The sequence below is a fragment of the Paenibacillus sp. NPDC058367 genome (assembly GCF_042723305.1).
Lineage (GTDB): Bacteria > Bacillota > Bacilli > Paenibacillales > Paenibacillaceae > Paenibacillus_AQ.
In genome coordinates, this window is the sequence record NZ_JBHXIZ010000001.1 from 1,810,873 (window position 1) to 1,831,087 (window position 20,215).

At 48.2% G+C, this 20,215-nt stretch carries 16 protein-coding genes; 1 reads left to right on the forward strand and 15 read right to left on the reverse strand.

Annotation, left to right across the window (positions count from 1 at the left end):
- Nucleotides 1-85: 85 nt before the first annotated feature.
- Nucleotides 86-2,377 carry an FMN-binding protein gene (locus ACFWMP_RS07800; RefSeq protein WP_379422894.1) on the reverse strand — a complete coding sequence of 764 codons (2,292 nt, stop codon included), beginning with the start codon at nucleotides 2,375-2,377 and terminating at the stop codon, nucleotides 86-88.
- A gap of 493 nt (nucleotides 2,378-2,870) precedes the next feature.
- Here ACFWMP_RS07800 and hemH point away from each other — a divergent pair, with 493 nt between their 5' ends.
- Nucleotides 2,871-3,884, forward strand: coding sequence for a ferrochelatase (hemH, locus tag ACFWMP_RS07805; RefSeq protein ID WP_379422896.1), 1,014 nt, complete (start codon nucleotides 2,871-2,873; stop codon nucleotides 3,882-3,884).
- Between the two features lie 92 nt (nucleotides 3,885-3,976).
- On the opposite strand, the gene ACFWMP_RS07810 is transcribed toward hemH, so the two are convergent.
- The 14 genes from ACFWMP_RS07810 to ACFWMP_RS07875 form a co-directional block, all read right to left on the reverse strand.
- Nucleotides 3,977-4,429: an IDEAL domain-containing protein gene (locus tag ACFWMP_RS07810; RefSeq protein WP_042185792.1), complete on the reverse strand. Its 453-nt coding sequence runs from the start codon at nucleotides 4,427-4,429 to the stop codon at nucleotides 3,977-3,979.
- Nucleotides 4,430-4,750: 321 nt separating this feature from the next.
- On the reverse strand, nucleotides 4,751-6,562 hold the full coding sequence (locus ACFWMP_RS07815) for an adenine deaminase (protein ID WP_379422899.1): 1,812 nt from the start codon (nucleotides 6,560-6,562) through the stop codon (nucleotides 4,751-4,753).
- A gap of 237 nt (nucleotides 6,563-6,799) precedes the next feature.
- Entirely contained in the window at nucleotides 6,800-8,032 is a 1,233-nt protein-coding gene (locus ACFWMP_RS07820) for a pyridoxal-phosphate-dependent aminotransferase family protein (RefSeq protein WP_379422901.1), read from the reverse strand.
- 132 nt (nucleotides 8,033-8,164) lie between these two features.
- Nucleotides 8,165-9,421 carry a M20 family metallo-hydrolase gene (locus ACFWMP_RS07825; protein ID WP_379422903.1) on the reverse strand — a complete coding sequence of 419 codons (1,257 nt, stop codon included), beginning with the start codon at nucleotides 9,419-9,421 and terminating at the stop codon, nucleotides 8,165-8,167.
- Complete coding sequence (locus ACFWMP_RS07830; protein ID WP_042185787.1) at nucleotides 9,418-10,812, reverse strand: allantoinase; 1,395 nt, start codon at nucleotides 10,810-10,812, stop codon at nucleotides 9,418-9,420. Before ACFWMP_RS07830 ends, ACFWMP_RS07825 begins: the two co-directional genes overlap by 4 nt.
- Nucleotides 10,813-10,845: 33 nt before the next feature.
- Nucleotides 10,846-11,220, reverse strand: a complete 375-nt coding sequence (uraH, locus tag ACFWMP_RS07835) for a hydroxyisourate hydrolase (RefSeq protein ID WP_042185785.1) — start codon at nucleotides 11,218-11,220, stop codon at nucleotides 10,846-10,848.
- Complete coding sequence (pucL, locus tag ACFWMP_RS07840) at nucleotides 11,220-12,170, reverse strand: factor-independent urate hydroxylase (protein WP_379422906.1); 951 nt, start codon at nucleotides 12,168-12,170, stop codon at nucleotides 11,220-11,222. Before pucL ends, uraH begins: the two co-directional genes overlap by 1 nt.
- Before the next feature lie 35 nt (nucleotides 12,171-12,205).
- On the reverse strand, nucleotides 12,206-12,718 hold the full coding sequence (uraD, locus tag ACFWMP_RS07845) for a 2-oxo-4-hydroxy-4-carboxy-5-ureidoimidazoline decarboxylase (RefSeq protein ID WP_379422908.1): 513 nt from the start codon (nucleotides 12,716-12,718) through the stop codon (nucleotides 12,206-12,208).
- Nucleotides 12,719-12,722: 4 nt separating this feature from the next.
- Nucleotides 12,723-13,259, reverse strand: coding sequence for a (2Fe-2S)-binding protein (locus ACFWMP_RS07850; protein ID WP_379422910.1), 537 nt, complete (start codon nucleotides 13,257-13,259; stop codon nucleotides 12,723-12,725).
- The gene (gene pucD, locus ACFWMP_RS07855; protein WP_379422912.1) at nucleotides 13,246-15,540 is read right to left on the reverse strand and encodes a xanthine dehydrogenase subunit D; all 2,295 of its coding nucleotides are present in this window, start codon (nucleotides 15,538-15,540) and stop codon (nucleotides 13,246-13,248) included. The genes ACFWMP_RS07850 and pucD overlap by 14 nt, the downstream gene beginning before the upstream one ends.
- A gap of 34 nt (nucleotides 15,541-15,574) precedes the next feature.
- Nucleotides 15,575-16,474 carry an FAD binding domain-containing protein gene (locus tag ACFWMP_RS07860; RefSeq protein WP_379422914.1) on the reverse strand — a complete coding sequence of 300 codons (900 nt, stop codon included), beginning with the start codon at nucleotides 16,472-16,474 and terminating at the stop codon, nucleotides 15,575-15,577.
- Between the two features lie 58 nt (nucleotides 16,475-16,532).
- Nucleotides 16,533-17,462, reverse strand: a complete 930-nt coding sequence (locus ACFWMP_RS07865) for an ABC transporter permease (protein WP_042185778.1) — start codon at nucleotides 17,460-17,462, stop codon at nucleotides 16,533-16,535.
- Between the two features lie 3 nt (nucleotides 17,463-17,465).
- Complete coding sequence (locus tag ACFWMP_RS07870) at nucleotides 17,466-18,608, reverse strand: ABC transporter permease (protein ID WP_038569246.1); 1,143 nt, start codon at nucleotides 18,606-18,608, stop codon at nucleotides 17,466-17,468.
- A complete protein-coding gene (locus tag ACFWMP_RS07875) occupies nucleotides 18,605-20,137 on the reverse strand; it encodes an ABC transporter ATP-binding protein (protein ID WP_379422917.1) in 1,533 nt (510 codons plus the stop codon). Before ACFWMP_RS07875 ends, ACFWMP_RS07870 begins: the two co-directional genes overlap by 4 nt.
- Nucleotides 20,138-20,215: the final 78 nt, after the last annotated feature.

Consider the following 20,215-nt stretch of genomic DNA (forward strand, 5'->3'; position numbering starts at 1 on the left):
AGGTAGATAAAGGGGGTTACTCCACAGGCCATAATATGGCTCTAGAATAACCCCCTTTATAGATTAACTATTGATTAAAAATTGCTTATTTACCAGCGGATTCAAGCGCTGATTTAATAGCTTCTACCACTTTAGCAGATACTTCTTTCTCAGCATCATTATTTCCGAAGGCTGCTGCGCGATATCCATACTTGTGTAAGCTATAGCCCGTTGAAGTCGACTCAATCTCGCTCTTCACAGCCAGCTCAGCGTCAGTCAACTGGTTGACCGTTCTTGTACTTCCGTTTTTATCTAAATAGTAAACGAGCATTTTAACAGGAACACCATGTTCTACATACGTCATAACATTTACAAGCTTATCAGCACTTACACCAATGAAGATTCCATCGAAGTAAGCCGCTTTGTTAGCTTCAACAATTTCAGCTTTCCCGTATGCTCTATCCACCGCAGTCTTGAGAGCTACACTACTACTAGTTGCACCGGAAACAGCGTCTACATCTTGCACAGCTTCTCTAGTACCTGCTGCAAGGAAGCTAGAAGTCAATTGCGGAATTGCTTTTACCACCTCTGGGTAAGCAGCTTTGCCTCTATCCACAAGATTCATTCCTACACGATACAAAGCAACATTTACGATCTTACCGTTACGCAGTGTAACGTCTGCTCTGTTTGTTCCTTTATCATAGGCATCACCAAATGCAGTGAAGGTTCCGTCTTTATAGGTTCCTTGAACCTTGGATGCGTTAGTCAAAGCATCAGTCAGAGCAGCTTTGGCAGCTGCGGATAGCTCTTCTTGACCTGTGATATCGGACATTTGCACACCTTTTTCAAGTAATCCTGAAGTAAGTGTACCCACCAGCGATTTTTGTTCTGCACTTAGTTTGTCATCAGCGATCAGCTTGCCGTCAGCTCCGAACAAGCTTAATTTAATGTTTGTAACTGCATCTGAAGCAACATCAATAAGCAGTAATACTTTAGATTGGTTATCTACACCTGCGAATTTTCCGTCAAAATATTTAACTTCATCTGGAACTTTCAGTGCTTTTTCGAAAGCTCTTTCTACGGCTTGGTTCCAACCGTGACTGCTTTCTGTAGCGCCAGAAATTCCATCTACTTTCTCATCATAGTTAGCGAAGTAAGATCCATTAGCAAGCAACTTAGCTGTCATCGGAGCATTAGCTTTTACAACTTCTGCATAAGCCGTTGCACCTCTGTCAATGAGGTTGTTCCCAAGTCTGAACAGCTTCACATCCACTAGCTTACCGTTGCGGATCACGATGTCAGCTCTTTCAACACCAACACTTCTTGCAGTCCCATAAGAGGAATAGAATCCGTCTACATAAGCAGAAGTATTGTTAATCTTTGCATTCTGCTCAGCATCCCAAAAAGCATTAATCGCAGCCTTAAAGTCGGCTTCGAGTCCTGCAACAGGCTCTGCAGCTGTTCCTTTAGCCAGCAATGCTGGTGTTATAGCTGCAACTGCTGCGGATTGCTCAGCTGTGTAGGCCTTCTCATCCACGAAATCACCAGCACTGTTCAGCGGGTACACTTTAACAGCTGTGAGCTTATTGGATTCGTAGGTTGCAAATACTGCATATTTACCTGTAGGATCTATGCCCATATGAACACCATCAAAGTAAACTGCATCTGTATCTTTCACTGTTAGAGCTCTTTCAAACGCTCTGTCTACAGACAATTTCCATCCATTACTAGAGCGTGTTGCTCCCGAAACAGCATCTACTGCAGCTGCTCCATCTCTTGTCTTGCCAATCAATTTATTCGTCATCAATCCATAAGCTTGCCATAAAGCGCTATAATTGTTACGAGCATCTCTGTCGATCAGCTTAGGGCTGGTTCTCAGGAGATCGATGCTAGTAATTTTCCCATCTTTAATTTCGATCTTAGCGCCTTCAGTACCTTTGGAGTATGCATCGCCATACGCTACGTAAACTCCATCTTGATATACATTTTCCTTAACTGTAACCGGCAATGCTGTAGGCACAGGCTTAACAGTCGCTGCTGGAACTACTGTAGCCGCTGGAGCAGCGGTTGCTTTTGGCGTTGTAGCTGGTTTTGTCGTTGCTGCTGGTGCCGCTGTTGCCTTTGGTGTTGCTACTGGTTTTACCGTTGCTTTCGGTGTTTCTACTGGTTTTGCTGTTGGCTTTGGTGTTGCTACTGGTTTTGCTGTTGCTTTTGGTGTTGCTACTGGTTTTGCTGTTGCTGCTGGTTTTGCTGTTGGTTTAGCTGCTGGTGCATCCGCTTCTTCAGAAGCTGCGGATACTGCATCCACCTTCAAGTTCAAAGCAGGCACATTAAGTGTGTAAGCAAATGGCGCTAACAATATTGCCGCGCTAACCGTTAAAGAAATTAGTTTTTTCAATAAAATTCTCCTTTACCAAGTCCCCAGTGATATATAGCTTTTCTTAACCAAACTTACCTTTGACGGCGCCCCTTCTCTTCTTATGAAGCATTACATCTCTCTTCATAAGAACCCATCCCCCCTCTCATGCCTATGCGCGAACCATCACTTTCCAAAAAAATAATGCCTTAAATCTATTCATTCCTTTTTACAATAAACCGCATCAAAGGTGAAATAATTCACATATAATATCAGAAAAAAATGAAGGCGCTTTTTTTAATCAATTTCTGGTTTGATACTACCAAACTTTTCCGCAATTCCTCTGTATCTAAAATCACATACCCTATAAGAAACATCACTATTTGCTCATAAATGTGATTTTTCATTATTTTTCCCAAACAAATACACCCACTTCCTATTCCAAAAGTAGATAACGTGATCTCGATTATTGTGTATCCAAGAATAGATATGTTATTTTAGAACGATCTCTAACATGGGAAAGGAGTTCAAAGTTTTGAACAAACAGCCACCTATTGGAGTTATTCTCGCCCAAATTGGCACACCTACTGCACCTACTGCAAAGGCGGTACGTCCTTATCTGAAACGTTTTTTATCCGACCGCCGAATCATAGATTACTCACCAATGCTCTGGCAGCCTTTGCTGCGAGGCGTTATTCTGCGTACACGTCCTCGGCGGTCGGCTGAGCTGTACAGACAAATCTGGACAACAGAAGGATCACCTTTACTCTTCCACTCATTAGCTCAGCGATCTGGTTTGCAAGCGCTTCTAGGTTCTCGGTATCAAGTAGAGCTTGGCTTAGCATATAGCGAACCAAGTATGGAACAAGCGATGAGCGCATTGGAAGCTAACGGAGTCACACGCATCATCATTGTGCCGCTATTCCCGCAATATTCGTCCACTACGACGGCATCTGTCTTCGATCAAGCGAGTTTTGCTGCACTAGGACGCCAAAGCTCCACTGGACCGGTAACAAAGCGCCTTATTCCTGCTCTCAGATTTATGGATGCTTATTATAATGAACCCGGTTATATTTCAGCCATGAAGTCGCATTTACTGCAGCAAATAGAATTTCTGAGCTCTAATCCTGATTTTTTCGTACTGACCTTTCACGGGATCCCCAAACGATATGCAGATACAGGCGATCCCTATCCGGAGCAATGTATGGAAACTGCGCGTCTTCTCGCTTCAGCTATGAATTGGGAGCCTGAACGCTGGCAGCTTACTTTTCAATCACGCTTCGGACGCGAAGAATGGGTAGGTCCCTCTACAGCAGATGTTTTGGGAAAGCTAGCGGGACGTGGAATTCATAAACCTTTGATTTTCTCACCGGGACTTGTAACGGATTGTCTGGAAACGCTGCACGAGCTAGCCATAGAAGGGCGCGAGCAATTTGAGGCTGGAGGAGGACATGCTGAAGACTTCACTGCAATCCCCTGCTTGAATAATCATGAGGACTGGCTTCATTTTTTAGCTCAGCATGTTGAACGAAATGCCATGGGCTGGTAATACAAAAAAAACCGTCTTGTCCGCAGATATTCTCTGAAGAGATAAGACGGTTTGTTATGTCCGTTCATAAGATCTAAGGGTCACTAAGATGCTTATGCTGTAAGCTGCTTATATTTAGTAGTGAGTTCATGGAACCATTGCTTGTCCTGTAAGGTCAACGCAAAATCGATCAGCTCGGCAATCTCACTCGGCTGCAAATCAGCTGAATCATTAAAAGATACTTCAGCGGTTGCAGTGGCTTCTCCATTCCCATCCTCTGCATAATCATAAGAGAAGCATATCTTGATATCACTTTCCAGAAATTCGTTACGCAGGAAATATAACACTTCACACATTAGCACAGGTCTAACATGATCATCAAAGACACATTCCATAACCTTCGCCCAGTACTGCTGATTGCTGAGGTGTAGCTTATCATTGGTTAAGAGATATTTCTCACCCTGAAAATCAGTGACAAATCTCAGCTCAAGCGGCTTCATTTTAAAAATAGTAGCAATTTGCTTCATGCTAATATTCAGAATGTCTTGCGTTTCTAGTCTGATCATCTCTCATGCACCTCGTCCCTCTTAGTTGGGTTACCTGAAACCTGATGATATCTATAATTTCGTTAATGCCAATAATGTAAAATTAACTCTATCCAATCACTTTAATTTTTATCTAATTTAACATTATTATCGTCAACTGACTACGCTTTGTTAATATTTTTTCATTAATTCCACAGAAAAATGTTTCAATCTTTGTCCATCTGTTTAATATTTATATTTAAAAACTTAGTCTTTCTTATTTTCACAACAAAAAACTGTTCTGAATGGTCATCATCGACCTCAAAACAGTCTTTTGCCTAGTTATTAATCAGTTAACTTTACTTAAACAAACAATGGCACTAACTGTATTCCTTCAGGCGAGATCCGAACAAGTCCTTTATCCGTGATGCGTAGGGTCGGGATAACCGCCAATGCAAGCAGCGATAAAGTCATAAATGCGTAGTTCAAAGTACAGCCAGCATCATATAGCGCTTTGCTGATCGCAGCTGATTTTGCAGCAGCAATTTCGAAGGGTTCCGTGGACATTAGACCTGCAATAGCCAACGGGAATAATGTTTCCCCACTGGATGTGATCATGCAAACACCACCCTGGGCATCCGCCACCGCATTTGCAGCTTTAGCCATTAACTCATCATCATTGCCGATGACGAGTACATTATGACTATCGTGAGCAACCGTCATTGCAATGGCAGCCGGCTCTTTAAATCCAATGCCTTCGACAACGGCCACTGATTTATTGCCTGTACCTTTATGACGTTCGAGCACTGCGATTTTGCACAAACCTTCTATAGCATTTACATCCAGTCGCCCCTCCACTACAGGTATCGAAACCATACGCTCAATAGTCTCCACATGATTTTCTCTTACTTTAATAACTCTTGTAGTAAGTTCACCTGTATGAATTGGAGCAGCAATGATGAAATCTTCTGAAGTAGGACGCTGTGGCAAATGAACCGAAGCCAACACTTCCTCCGGATAAGTGAATTTAGCAAGTTCTGCCGTCATTACTCCGTTCTCCGCAACTACTACACCTGCGGCAATTGTCAGCACTACATTAATATCCGCCAAATTCCCGTCTAAAAGGATGATATCTGCAAAAGAACCCGGAGTAATAGATCCGATATCCCGCGCTAAACCAAAGCGTTCAGCAGTATTAATGGTAGCCATTTGGATAGCCGTTATAGGCTTAACACCTTGAGCAATAGCATCACGCAGGACGAAATTCATATGCCCTTCATCTCGTAAGGATTCCGAACTACGATCATCCGTTACCAGCATCATTCGGCGTGTATCAATGCCGTGTTCTGTATGGGCCGTAATTGTTTTAGCCACATCATGCCAAGCGGAACCCCGGCGCATTTTGGCATACATCCCCAGTCGAACGCGCTCAATCACATCGTCTGCCGTCACACACTCATGATCGCCAGACACACCTGCCGCAGCATACACGGGCAGTCTCCAGTCGCTGGAAGGCCATGTGAAATGACCATCTACAAATCTGCCCGCCCGCAGCGTAGCTTGAATTTCGCCAAGCATTTTCTCATCGCCATAAACAACGCCAGGAAAATTCATCACTTCACCCAGCGCAATCACATCGGGTCCCCAAGTAAAGGCTTCTGCCACTTCTTCTGGTCCAATAGAAGCTCCCGTTGTCTCGAATTCCGCACCTGCCGCAGGCACACAAGAAGCCACCTGCATGTAAGCCGCTAACGGTGTTCCCCGCATCTCATCGAGCATCAATTGAATCCCCTTCAGCCCAAATACATTAGCAATCTCATGAGCATCAAAGAAACCACCTGTTGTACCCAGCGGCAGAACCGCACGGGAGAATTCAGTAACGGTCAGCTGTGTGCTCTCAATATGACAATGGCCATCGAGTAGTCCCGGAGCTATATACTTACCGTTCGCCTCAATGACCTGCGTTCCTTCACCAATCATATGTGTCACATCTTTACCAACATAAGCGATACGTCCACCTTGTATACCAACAGACATTCCTTCTAAAATTTCACCAGAGCATACATTAACCAGCTTTCCACCTGTAATTACTAGTGTTGCCGGTTTATCTCCTCTTGCCGTAGCCACAAGCTCAGGTACACAATCTGCTAAAGGCTTTCTTGTAAAAGTTGTCATTTTCATCTCTCCCCCGTTAGTATCCAAGTGCGTTCTTGATGTAGTGAATAGATTCATAATAATAGAGGATTGCTTAACCATCGGCTGTGTTGATATCATAGTTGGCAAATCTGATATTGTACGAAAAAACGGCTCCGTCATCCCTGTAGATGATAGCCGTTTTCTTAATCCAAAGATTGTCCAACACTCCGGACATGCCCCTGGTATGAACTCACCCGCCAGCATCTATTCCAACGATTATCTTACGTTTTCCTCATATACGTCAAGTGCCGCTTGAACACCAAGTCCGTAAAAAACTTCAAATCCGTGTCGCAGCAACGCTGCTTCCAAAGCTCCAAGCAAACGCAGCACATTATTCGTACGGCAGCTAAAGCCCATCGTGCCAATGCGCCAAATCTTTCCTTTCAGAGGTCCAAAGGAGCTGGCAATTTCAATGCCGAACCGCTCCAGCAGCAGCGTGCGTACAGATTCCCCGTCTATGCCCTCAGGAATCAGCACACAGGTAACAACGGTAAGTTTGCAGGAGGGCTCCCCGTAAAGTTCAAGCCCCATCGCTGTTAATCCAGCTATAAGTGCCTTTTCATGGAGCTGATGTCTGGCGAATCTGGCATCCATTCCTTCTTCAAGCGCAAGTCGCAAGCCCTCCCGAAGTGCATAGAGCATAGAGGTCATCTCTGTATGATGATTGAGACGTTGCGGGCTCCAATAATCCTGAAGCATGCCAAGATCGAAATAGTTGCTGCGGACAAAAGACAACTCACCAGGCTGAACATCGCTGATTCTAATCCCACGTTCTACTCGTTTACGGGACATAAGCTTAGCCTCAGCGCGGTCATTATATGTTATTGGTGCCATACCGGAGGGGACGGACAGGCATTTCTGTGTACCTCCTACGACCGCATCCAGCATCCAAGCATCCGTTTCGACAGGAATGCCCCCAAGAGTTGCAACTGCGTCAACTATGAAAAGAGCATCCATTCGGCGGCAGGCTCTGCCAATTTCCGCGAGTGGCTGCACCCGTCCTGTAGAGGTCTCACCATGCACCATCGCTACCACATTTGGCTTAAAAGTCTCCATAGCCGCTATCACTTCCTCCGGTTCAAACACACTTCCCCATGGCTTTTCCAGAACGAATACCTCAGCGCCACAACGTTCGGCAATCTCATGAAGCAGGTGTCCGAAGCGGCCAAAGATCGGAATCAGCACACGTTCCCCCGGCAGGATTAAGCTGACCATCACCGCCTCAATACCAGCGCGAGAGGTCCCATCTATAGGGTAAGCCCATGCATTTCGGGTAGCGAACAGCTCCCGCAGCATCTCCATCGTTTCATTCATCATCTGGGTGAACTCTGGATCAAACTGACCCAGCACCGGAAAAGACATCGCCCGCAGGACACGCGGATCAACCTCCACCGGACCCGGAGTCATAATGCAGCGCAGGGATGGCGACAAATCTTCGTAACGCTTCATGATGATCCTCCCTTCAAGTAGAAACGGCTAAGCCGTCCTTTTAGGGACGGGCTCCGTTTCAGCGAGAAATATAAGGATAAAGTATAGAGTAAACATATACTTCCTTATATTTAAAAGTTCGGCGAACTCTTTTTAATAAGCTAACTCATATAACATCGCAGTCAGAACCTCAAGCCCAGCAACGAGCTGCTCAGGGGAAGTATACTCTTCCGGAGAATGGCTGATGCCAGCTCGGCTTGGCACAAATATCATCGCAGTAGGGCAACGCCGCGCAAACAGCTGGGCGTCATGTCCCGCTCCACTTACCATCATGCGGTACGTCTTCCCCTGTTGGCGGCAGATATTTTCCAGCATTGTAGATAGCTTCGTATCCATAGGCGCAGGGACTGTGTGGAGCACGGGTGTAACCTCAAGAGTCACCCCACGTTTAACGGCAATTTCATTACATTCCGCAAGAAGCTTCTCACAGAAACGTTCCAGTTCGTCCTCTTCACTATGGCGGATATCTAATGTAAAAAGAACCTCACCCGGGATCACATTTGGCGTATTCGGGTACACCTCAAGCTTGCCCGAGGTTGCTACAAGAGGTTCACCAGCCGTTTTAGCAGCACTTTCAAGCACGTACAGCATTTCAACCGCACTAGCCAGTGCGTCCTGCCGCATAAACATCGGTGTCGTGCCCGCATGATTAGCAATACCACTGACCTTGACCATATAGCGTCTCTGTCCAACAATCCCCTGAACTACGCCTATCTGCGTATCTGTTTTCTCCAGAATAATTCCCTGCTCAATGTGCAGCTCCACAAAAGCGCCAATATCATTTCTGGCTCCAGTCCGCTTAGAAGCTTTCTCCACCGTTATGTCCTGTAAGAAGCTGAATTGTGCCATTGCCGCTTTTAACGTCACTCCCTCTGCATCTATACAGGTCTCGGCCTCGCTTCCGTCATACCTTTCCGTGACATGGCCCGAGCCCCAATAAGCAAGCGGAAATCGGCTCCCCTCTTCTTCACAAAAAGATACGACCTCAAGCGTCCGCTGCGGCTGGCCAAAGTTTCTCTGCAAATCTTGAAGCGCAATCATAGCCGCAGCGATCCCATAGGCACCATCATATTTTCCGCCATTGACTACAGTATCGATATGCGATCCGGTTAAAATAACCTTTTGCTGCGGATCGCGTCCACTCAATCGTCCATATACATTGCCAACCTTGTCTACGGAAACTTCTAAGCCGAGTCCAGCCATTTTTTCCTGCAAAAAAATCTGCGCCTGACTCCATTCCTCCGTATATAGCAGTCTAGTAACTCCTGGCCCAGGTGTGCTGAATGCCGCCAGCTCCTCCAGTAGCTCGAGCAGCTTCTCGGTCGATGTTTGAACGCTGGAATCGTTCATAAGCTATACTGCTCCTTCCTAATCCGCAGCCACTGTCCACCATCATCGGCAATTACTCCTTCTTCAGAGGTATAGACCACCCGCCCACGACATATCGTAGCAGCTACCTTGCAGGATAAAGTTCTTCCGATGTAGGGGCTGTGCTTGTGGCGATACAATAAATCCTCCGCAGTCAGCGTATAGGTTGTGCTTGGATTCAGCAGAACTAGATCGGCATCTAGACCTAGAGCTATAGCGCCTTTGCGATGCTCTATTCCAAAACGTTTTGCGGGTTGCCCTGCAAGCAGACTGGAAATTAATGTAACATCCAAACCCCGCACATTCACGCCTTCATGGAACATAAGCTCCAGACTGCTCTGCGCACCCGAGATCCCACCCCAAGCTGCAAAAAAAGACAAGTCCGGCTTCACCTTCAATTCCGTTGGACAGGGGGAATGATCCGAAGCAATCAGATCGATTTTGCCTTGGGCCAGCATCTCCCATAACTTCTCCTGCTCCACCGCACTTCGCAGCGGAGGCGCACACTTCGCCACAGGGCCTAAAGCCTTCATATCATTTTCAGTGAGGACCAGATAATGTGGACAGGTTTCAGACGAAACGTCCAGACCTCGAAGCTTAGCTTCATAGATTTTCTCAATGGCAGCAGCCGTGCTGATATGAACAAAATGCAACCGGCAGCCCGTACGTTCACTGTACAGCAGCGCCCTGGACACTGCCTCCAGCTCTGCTTCAGCTGGGCGGCAAGCCGCAAAATCACTTGCGCTGGTTCTGCCATTTCGCACTGCATCAGCGGTCAACACCGCCGTGATAGCCTCACTTTCTGCATGAAGCGCCAGAATCCCGCCCAGAGAAGCGATTCGCTGCATCCCTTGATAGAGGGTATCCTCATCCACTTCACGGAATCTACCTTCGCCCTCCCCTCCAGGATTGGAGAGAAAGGCTTTAAACCCAGTGACGCCAGCGGCTGCCAAAACTTCTAAATCATCCAGATTGCCGGGAACGAGCCCACCCCACAGCACATAATCAACGGCAGAGTTTCCAGCCGCAGCATCTACCTTTTGACGAAGCGCAGCCTCGTTCACAGTAGGTGGATTGCCGTTAAGCGGCATATCTGCATAGGTTGTGCAGCCGCCAGCTGCCAGCGCCGCAGAACCGCTGCGAAAGCCTTCCCAATGTCCAAACTTTGGTTCATTAAAGTGGACATGCATATCAATCATACCGGGGAGCACATAGAACCCATCTGCGTCGATGACTTTGGTTAGCGGTGCAAGCGAAAGTTCCTCTCCAAGTGCGACAATCTTACCCTCTGATACTGCAATATCCAGCTTGAGTACCTGATGGGGCAGCACTACATTCCCGTTCTTAATTACAAGTTCATAGGATTCCTTCATGAGCTGCCACCTCCTAAGGTCATCAACTTTCTCCTAACTTCCCCGATACGTACTATATCCACCAGGAGCTACTAGCAAAGGTACATGGTAGTGTTGCATGGAGCTCTCTATATGAAAGCGAATAGGTATCTGTTCTAGAAAAAAAGACATCTCACGTTGAGTATCTGCTGACGCTTTGGCATCAGCTCTACGGTAGTAATCGCCGACCATAAACAGCAGCTCGTAACATCCAGCCTCCATCTCTCTCCCTTCCAGCAGCGGAGCATTGAGCCTCCCGTCATTGTTCGTAACCTCTTCACACAGAAGCTTGCTGATTCCATCCGTAAGCTTCCAGAGCTGAAGCGTCAGACCTGTAGCAGGAATCCCCCGCGACAGATCCAGCACATGGGTGGTAAGACGCCCGCTCATTACGCTGTCTCTCCGGCCAGATCTGCACGGCTGACAGAAAAGCCCTGAAAACCATAGGGTGGACGAGGTTCGGTGAACACTCCACCTTTAGTTTCTTCAGGCTCAACAATGGTTTCCCAAGTCCGGTTATTGGACTCAAACGAAACGGTAGCCAATTGAGGGAAACGGGACAACACGCGCAGCCCAATTTGATAAATCAACGATTGGATTGATGGACTGTTCAGCTCATGAAAAGCGCTATGGGCGATATCGCGAACCTGCTCCGCAGCCACATATTGGCCTAGATCTCCATCCAGAGCATGCTCAACACCACTGTAGGTCCAGTTAATATTCAGAAAAATATAAAGCGGACGGTCAAAGCTCTCCGGCAATGTTGTGTACTCATCACGGACGAATCCATAAAACGAGCTTCCACTCACTTTTATCAGCTGTAAATCCTTCAACCGGCATTCATGAGCGACAATCTCCGTTCCATTCTCCCCACGTTTTACTGTCAGCGAAGCGGAATAAGATTCATTATTGGAGTGACGCAGCACTAAATGACTCTGTTTAAGCCCCTCAACCCCGGGCACCATCACCTGTTCAAAAGGTAACCGGTCTGCGGAAACCGAAACTGCGGTGACATGATCGTATTTATCGAGAAAACGGCTGCTTAGAAGCTGCAGTAGCCCCTCCGTTGTGCTTCCAGTGTAGTCCGCGGTATTGCGCAGGATGAAATTTTTCATAGAATCGGTAGCAACGACCATGGAATTATCCCCCTCTGAAAAAGAAGGAAGAAACGCTTCGCCCGTGACCGCGAATGTAATATTATGTGCGAATATAATGTTGTCGCAGCCCGTGAAGGAAGATTCGGGAACGTGGGTAACGGCCAGCGGTTTAGCATAGGTACGATAAGTTAACACATCACTTTTCCCATAAAACATTGTACGTCCGTTAATTGGTTCCAGCATGGCTGACACCCTCCCCGTTTATGATGAATGAATAATTAAATAATTAAATCACTTAGGCGAAATCTCGTAATTGTACCGACTTCAGAAAAGGCTTGAATCCATTCCTCCTGAGGGGAACGCTCAACTCGCACTCCAATGGCGCCGATAATGTCATCTTTGTTTTTGCCACGAACAGCTAGAATAAAAGGGAAATGAAATTTGTCCGTATACTTTCGATTCAGATCATTTAATAGATTGAACTCTTCCGTTGTTAGCCGATCCAGTCCAGCTCCCTGCTGCTCTGAGGCAGACAAAGCCGTAACTTGAAGCCTAGTCGCCAAATCCGGGTGAGCTTTTAATAGTCCCTCCATTCGGCTCCGGTCAGCACTCAGTACGGTCTGCATCATGGTGCTATGCAAATGCTCTAAAGAATGGAATGGAATCTGCTTATAAGCCTCCTCTGCTACCCACGGTGAATGTTCAAAAATGCCGCCTAGATGCTTCACAAAATCCGTTATACTCATGGCATTTATCTCTTCAAACGTAATCCTGCCTTCAGAAACAGCCATCCACTCAACCTCCAATAGCTTTGTTTACAGCTCGTAAAATGCCACCGTACCCCGTACAGCGACAAATGTTACCCGATAAAGCTTCTTCCACTTCAGCCTGAGTAGGATGCGGGTTCTCTTCCAGCAGCGCAACCACCGAGATGACCATCCCTGGTGTACAATATCCGCATTGGAACCCACCTTCTTCTAAAAAAGCACGTTGAACGGGATGCAGCCCTACCTCACTAAGACCCTCAATCGTTGTAATTTCCGCACCTGAGCATTGATAGGCCATGACCAGACATGAATTCACTGGACGTCCATCCACCAGCACCATACATGCCCCGCAGCGGCCAATCTCACAAGAACGTTTTGTGCCGGTCAGCTCCAAATCTTCACGTATGACCTTTAAAAGCCGGCGGGAGGGTGGAATCTCCGTGGATATCGCTTTCCCATTAAGATTGCAAATAAAGGTGAACCTCTCTTCTGCAAAAGCTTCCTCAGACGATAAGGGGGCAAGGTTATCTCCATCTAGATTCGGATCTGAATTATGGCTCGCCATGGATGTTCACCACCTTTTGTGGAATAAACGGTGTAGACTGCAGCCATTCGGGATCAATGGGCAGCTTGGTTACCCGCTTTCCTACAGCCTGAAATATGGCTGACGCGACTGCCGGAGCTAAATTGACGGAACCCACCTCTCCAATGCCGCGAGGACCGTACGTGTCATGATCCGGCAAATCCTCTATCGGCTGCACCTGAATGCTGCCATTCATATCGGCAATGGTCGGCACCAAATAGGTGTCTAAATTTTTGGTGACATAGCTGCCGCCTGACATCACAGCATCTTCTGACAAAGTAAATCCTACCGCCATACTGCTGCCACCTTCGATCTGCCCGAGATAACCTTGCGGATTAGCCACCGGCCCCGCCGCTACCGCATGATATTGATCCAGTACACGGACACGTCCAGTAAGCAGATTAACTTCCACGCGGACTGCGATTGCAGAATAGGTATATAGAAAATGTGCCCCCACTCTTTTAAAGGGTGTGGTTGGATAAGTAAACTTTGTATTACAGACAATGGGTTCTGAAATACGCTGTGCCAAGTCCTTGTAAGTCAGAAGCAGACCGCCGTCTTTTAGCCAAATGCCGCCAGGGCCGAGCTTCATTTCATAGTTATCCAGCTCTGGCTTTATCATCGCAGCTGCCTGCAGCACACGAGCGGTGAAGTCTGGACGCAGCCGTTTCAAGGCCATCCACATCATGCTAGTTGATCGGGAAGCCGTACTAGATCCGCTATCGGGCACAACATCCGTATCGCCAATGACGATGCTTAGATCCTCTGCCGCCAAGCCAAACTGTTCAATCAGCATTTGTTCCATGGTTGCGATTAAGCCCTGACCAAACTCCTCGTAACCAAACACCGCCTCAATCTTGCCCTCTAGCGTCAAAGAGAGCCTACCACCCGCCGGATCGGGAATACCATAGCCAAGTCCTGCACCATGCATAGCTATAGCAGCACCCGTTCCAGTTACGATCCAAGGTTCCACAACACCTGAATCACTGTCTGTAGATGCAGCCTCAGTCATAAGAGGCGAACCCGCCAGCGCTTCCCACACCTGAAAGGCACCATCGGTCTGAGCAATTTCCTGACCCAGTGGCCCCAGATCTCCATATTTACGCAAATTGCGGCGGCGCATTTCCCAAGGATCAATCTGCAATCGCTCAGCCAATCGATCGATTTGTCCCTCCAAAGCGAAAATCGCCTGATTGCCGCCAAAACCGCGAAATTCACCAGATACACCGTTATTGGTATATACAGCAAAACCCTTCACATCCACATGATCGATGATATAGGGGCCCATCACATGTTCTGTCGCAAAGTTGAGCACCTCCGCCCCCAGTGTTGCATAAGCTCCCGTATCCGAAATAATTCTGACCTGATGTGCCCTGATGATTCCTTCGGGGTCGCAGCCAGTCTTCATGGTGATTTTCATGGGATGGCGTTTTAGTCCTGCACGTACCGATTCAGCTCTCGAATTATGCAGTCTTACCGGACGGAGTGTCCGCAAGGCGAGCAGCGCTCCATATGGCTGTACATTCAGCTCGTCTTTTCCTCCAAAGGACCCGCCGATAGGACTCGAGATGACGCGAATATCTTCTTGAGGAATATCCAGGATTCTGGATAGCTGCAGGCGATCCATCAACCCATGTTGTGTAGCTGAATATACGGTAAGCCGTCCGTTATCCTCTGGGATAAACAGTCCACCTTCAGTCTCCATATAGGTGTGCATTTGGCGTGGTGTATAGTAAGACTCCTCTACCACATGACAGCAATCCGTAAATACCGTTTCCGGCTCCCCTTTCCGATATTCCGTATGATGAAGCACGTTTCCCTCGGCATGCAGCAGAATTGCGTCCTTTTTCATCGCCTCTTCCGGATTCTCGAGTAAGGGTAGAAGCTCATAATCCACTTCGATAAGAGATAAGGCGTATTCCGCAATTTCGTCCGTCTCTGCCGCGACTGCCGCAATCGCATCGCCAGTGTAACGCACACGGTCACTGCAAAATACCGGTTGATGCGGCAAAGCTATGCCAAAGCCGTTAAGTCCGGGCACATCCTCATGAGTAATTACAGCGTGTACACCAGGGACTTCAATGGCCTTCTCAATGCGTATGGACAAAATACGAGCATGTGCCTGCTCACTGCGGAGCACGCGGCCGATCAACATTCCCTCTGCCCTCATGTCGGTCAAATACTGCAGCTTACCGGATACCTTGCCCTCTCCATCAGGTCGTGTACGCCAGCGGCTACCGCTGGATTCCTTATTCAGCAGCATTTTCCCTCTCTCCTTTCGTCGGGTTATTCACCTCTTAACTCCGTATATTCATAGCCTTCCACAGCTCAGATACAACCAAATTCCCAGCAGTCTTTTTCTTGTAAAGTTCTGTTGCAAAGGGATCACTATACGTCTCAAAGCTGTTCTCGACCCCTTCATATAAAGAAGCCAACAGCTCCTCTGTATACCTCACACCTTCAAGCATAACTTCAGCCCTACTTAGTCGCTGCGGCCGCCCAGAGCCCCCACCTGCGGCGATACGCACCTCACGGAAACGGAGTTCCTCATCGATTGATGCTGAGATTGCTACCGTTACAAGTGAAGGGGTGAACGCTTCCCGGCGGCCAACCTTACGGAAAATTTCTAGCCTATCCGTTAAGGGACTCTCTAAGCGAGTAGGTGAGATGCGAATCTCAGCCACAAGATCTGCCGCAGGTTTTATCCCGCTCCAGTGATTGTTTAGCCACTCTATCAAAGGCAGTGCCGTCATAAATTTGCCGTCAAAGGAGATTAACTCCGCGTCATAGACCAGTAACGCAGGTAGAATATCTCCGAAGCCAGAAGAGATATTGCCCCCGAGCGTGGCAAGATTACGCACCGACGGAGCCGCTATGCAACGTGCAGCCTCTTGCAGCGCAGGAGCCACGGCCTGCAAATGCTCATTACTGCGGCACTGGGAGAGTGGAACAAGAGCGCCCAGAGATAAGTGAAATTCCGTTAAGGTAATGTCGCCGAGATTTGTGATTTGCCGAAGATCAATCAGCTGTTTGGGCATATGATCCGTTCCATTTTCCCACCCTGTTCTCAGCAATGTTCCTCCTGCGACATATCGGGAACTGTCTCCAAACGCCGTTTTTCTCTCCCAAGCTTCGTGCAGGCTGCGGGGTTGAATTACTTCAGGTAGCCTTCCATCCTCTTCCCTTATAACTCCCATACACTCCGCCCCCCTTTTTGAGTACCAGATTGCCGCTTCCCTTCTCGTATAGCCTGCCTTAAAACCTTTGTTCCCGAATATAAGGAACTCCGAGCGCCTCCGGTGTACCGGATGGTTTGTTGCGATTGCGGTACCCCAGGTACATCAGGACCAGAATGGTCACAAGGTACGGAATCATTTTGAGAAAATAGGGCGGAACCGCACTGCCCAGCAATTGAATACGGAAGCCAAGTGAATCCAATGCCCCAAAAAAGTAAGCGCAGAACAAGGCGCGCAGCGGATTCCATCTGGCAAAAATCACTAGCCCTACCGCAATCCAGCCCCGGCCGGCTGTCAGCCCTTCATTCCAGGTTGGCGCGTAGGCCAATACCATATCCGCTCCGGCCAGGCCGATGAGAGCAGCACCGGTGATCACATAGCTGTAGCGGATAAGCTGCACACGGATCCCCATCACATCTGCGGTAGCCGGACTGTCTCCGACTGCCCGCAAATGCAGGCCCCATGAAGTGCGGTGAATTAGCAGATGCAGAGCAAGCACTAGCAGCAGGCTGAACCAGGTTAGGTAATCCATGTTGCCGAATATTTTTCCGATGAACGGTACATTTTCCAGCCAAGCCAGATGCAGCTTAGGAGATGTTCCCGGTAAAGGAATGCCGCTGATCGGTTTACCAAGATAAGCGCTCAACCCACTGCCGAACAGGGTCATCGCAAGACCGGACATCGTTTGATTCGCCCGCAAGGTCACACAGAGAAAAGAATGCAGCAAACCAAGCACAGCCGTTACAGCTACGGTAGCCAGCAGAGCCAGCAAGAGGTTTCCGGAGCGAATATACACGATACAAGTGGTGACCGCTCCCATCAGCATCAGACCTTCAGCCCCAAGCTGTATAATGCCGGCTCGTTCATTTAGAATGCCTCCCAGCGTAGCCAGCAGCAGCGGGGTCCCTGCGGAAATAGCGGCAATAAGTAGCTGTGTTGTAAAATCCATCGCCTATCTCCCCCCTTTCAGCTGAACCCGGCTACGACGAATGCGGAAACGATAGATCATATCGCCAGCAATCAAGAAAAACAGGATGGAGCCCTGCAGCATTTCTGATATCGATGAGGGCAGCCCGATGGTTTGAACACTATATCCGCCAACAATTAAGCCACCGAATAAAATAGAAGTAACGATTAGACCGAGTGGATTCAATTTGGCCAACCAAGCCACAATAATGGCGGTGTATCCATACCCCGGTGAAATGCCCTGCATCAGCTTGTGTGTAACACCGGAGACCTCCGCCATGCCAGCGATCCCGGCGAGTCCCCCACTGATCAGCATGACGATAATAATATGGCGCTTGATAGGAATCCCCGCGTATCTGGCTGCAACAGGATTAGCCCCAATCAGACGGAGCTCGTAACCCCACTTGGTAAAACGAATCATTAAGTAATAAATCACAACGGCGATAAGTCCAAATAACAATCCAATATGCAATCTTGTACTTCCGAGAACAGGCAGCGACTGAGCCGCAGTAAACATAGGTGATCCCGGGAAATTAAATCCTTTAGGATCTTTCCAAGGTCCGAATACCACGTAATCGAGCGCCAATAGGGCAACATAATTCAGCATTAATGAAGTGATTAGCTCATTCACTCCAAAATGCGTCCGCGGAATAGCTGTCAGCAGTCCCCAAAGCGCACCCGCGGCAATCCCGAACAGCAGCATTAAGCTCAGGGACCAGAATGAAGGTAAGTCAGGAAAATAAATCGTGACCGCTGTGGCCGCCATAGCCCCAACGGTTAACTGGCCTTCTGCTCCAATATTCCATACCGAAATGCGGTAAGCCACAGCAATCCCAAGCCCACATAGGAGTAGCGGGATCGCTTTAACCATCGTTTCCGTGAGCCCATACGCAGTGCCAAATGCGCCACGGAACATTTTTTCATAGACCAGCACCGGATTCATGCCATTCGCCGCAATAAATAGGGCACACAACAATAGCGCTAAAATTATAGACACAATAGGTGTCCACCAAGGAGAACGGATGCGGCTGGCATCGTATTCGAAACGTAGAGAGAATCGTTTTCCGGAGTGGGAGGGGAGGGGTTCCAGTACTGCTGCTGCGGTATTTCTTCCATTCTCCAGGCTCATACGGCGCTCTCCTCTCTATTATGAATACCAGCCATTAGTAGTCCGATGCTCTCTCGATTCGCTTCCTCATGTGTACTCTCACCAATAATTGAGCCGTTATAGATCACCAGAATCCGGTCGGACAACTGAAGCAATTCATCTAAATCCTCCGAAATTAACAACACGCCACTACCTGAACCACGCAGCTCCATAAGAAGGTCGTGAACACCAGCCGTGGCACCTACATCCAGCCCTTGTGTCGGATGAACGGCGACCATCAGCTTCGGCCGATGACTGATCTCACGTGCAAAGAGCAGCTTCTGCTGATTACCACCTGACAACTGTTGTACTGGCGTCTCGAGCTCAGGTGTCTTGACGTTAAAGCGCTGGACCAGCTCCTGTGACCACAAACGGTTCTTCGCGGACTTCAAGAAACCAAATTTGGAGTGCTCCTCTGAGCGGTAAGACTTAAACAAAAGATTATCCACCGATCCGAGGCGTCCAGCTAAACCGCTCTTCATCCGGTTCTCTGGCACGTGGGAGATTCCTGAGTCAATTGCCCCTCTAACCGAAGCGGATTTCACCGTCTTTCCATCAAACGTGATTTCACCACTTTTCCAGCCTCTAAGACCTGTTAACACTTCAGCCAGTTCCTTTTGCCCGTTGCCAGCTACCCCAGCTACGCCTACAATCTCCCCTTTACATACGTTCAGAGAGAAGTGATCCAGTGCTTTTCGCCCGTGATCGGCATATACGTCCACATCTTTCACTTCTAATAAAGAATCCCCTTCAGTGGCTTCCCGTTCTTGACGGGTGATGGTTACTTCCTTGCCCACCATCAGACGAGTCAGCTCCAGTTCATCTGTATCTGCCGTGGTCAGTGTGGCGATCATTTTCCCTTTGCGCATGACGGAAATCCGATCGGAGGACGCCATAACCTCTTTCATTTTATGAGTAGTCATAATGACCGTTTTTCCTGCCTGCTTCATGACCCGCAGCGTTTCAAATAGCTGTTCCACCTCTCCCGGGGTCAATACAGAGGTTGGTTCATCCAGAATAATAATGTCAGCCCCGCGATACAGCGTCTTAACGATTTCAACACGCTGCTGCTCACCCACGGACAACTGCCAGATCGGGCGATCCACCGGGAAATTCAGTCCAAACCGTTCCGCTAATGCCTCTATCTCCTCGCGTTTGTTCTTCATCCACTTACGGCCGCGCCAGAAAGACGACTTTTCGCCAAGCACGATATTTTCTGCTGCTGTGAGGCTTTGCACCAGCCTAAAGTTCTGAAACACCATACCTACACCCAGCTGCGCAGCATCTTTAGGAGAACGGATCTGAGCACCTTTCCCATGAATGAAGATTTCTCCTTCATCTGCTCTGTACACCCCTGACAGCATGCTCATCACCGTGCTCTTCCCGGCCCCATTCTCCCCAAGCAACGCATGAATCTCACCCGCATTTGCCGAAAAGTCGACTTGATCACTGGCGGTTACCGAGCCGAATTTCTTCACAATCCCCCGCATTTCAACTGAAGTTCCCCGCATGGCCTGAACCCCTCCTTCCTTCAAGTTGTAGTACGGGTGGGGAAGTTTCCGCTTAACGGAACCCGCCCCACCCATAGA

Bases quoted from the DNA above. Each gene is read 5' to 3' on its own strand.
- ACFWMP_RS07810 (WP_042185792.1), bottom strand. From the start codon at position 4,429: ATGATCAGACTAGAAACGCAAGACATTCTGAATATTAGCATGAAGCAA.
- ACFWMP_RS07815 (WP_379422899.1), bottom strand. From the start codon at position 6,562: ATGACAACTTTTACAAGAAAGCCTTTAGCAGATTGTGTACCTGAGCTT.
- ACFWMP_RS07820 (WP_379422901.1), bottom strand. From the start codon at position 8,032: ATGAAGCGTTACGAAGATTTGTCGCCATCCCTGCGCTGCATTATGACT.
- ACFWMP_RS07825 (WP_379422903.1), bottom strand. From the start codon at position 9,421: ATGAACGATTCCAGCGTTCAAACATCGACCGAGAAGCTGCTCGAGCTA.
- ACFWMP_RS07830 (WP_042185787.1), bottom strand. From the start codon at position 10,812: ATGAAGGAATCCTATGAACTTGTAATTAAGAACGGGAATGTAGTGCTG.
- uraH (WP_042185785.1), bottom strand. From the start codon at position 11,220: ATGAGCGGGCGTCTTACCACCCATGTGCTGGATCTGTCGCGGGGGATT.
- pucL (WP_379422906.1), bottom strand. From the start codon at position 12,170: ATGCTGGAACCAATTAACGGACGTACAATGTTTTATGGGAAAAGTGAT.
- uraD (WP_379422908.1), bottom strand. From the start codon at position 12,718: ATGGCTGTTTCTGAAGGCAGGATTACGTTTGAAGAGATAAATGCCATG.
- ACFWMP_RS07850 (WP_379422910.1), bottom strand. From the start codon at position 13,259: ATGGCGAGCCATAATTCAGATCCGAATCTAGATGGAGATAACCTTGCC.
- pucD (WP_379422912.1), bottom strand. From the start codon at position 15,540: ATGCTGCTGAATAAGGAATCCAGCGGTAGCCGCTGGCGTACACGACCT.
- ACFWMP_RS07860 (WP_379422914.1), bottom strand. From the start codon at position 16,474: ATGGGAGTTATAAGGGAAGAGGATGGAAGGCTACCTGAAGTAATTCAA.
- ACFWMP_RS07865 (WP_042185778.1), bottom strand. From the start codon at position 17,462: ATGGATTTTACAACACAGCTACTTATTGCCGCTATTTCCGCAGGGACC.
- ACFWMP_RS07870 (WP_038569246.1), bottom strand. From the start codon at position 18,608: ATGAGCCTGGAGAATGGAAGAAATACCGCAGCAGCAGTACTGGAACCC.
- ACFWMP_RS07875 (WP_379422917.1), bottom strand. From the start codon at position 20,137: ATGCGGGGAACTTCAGTTGAAATGCGGGGGATTGTGAAGAAATTCGGC.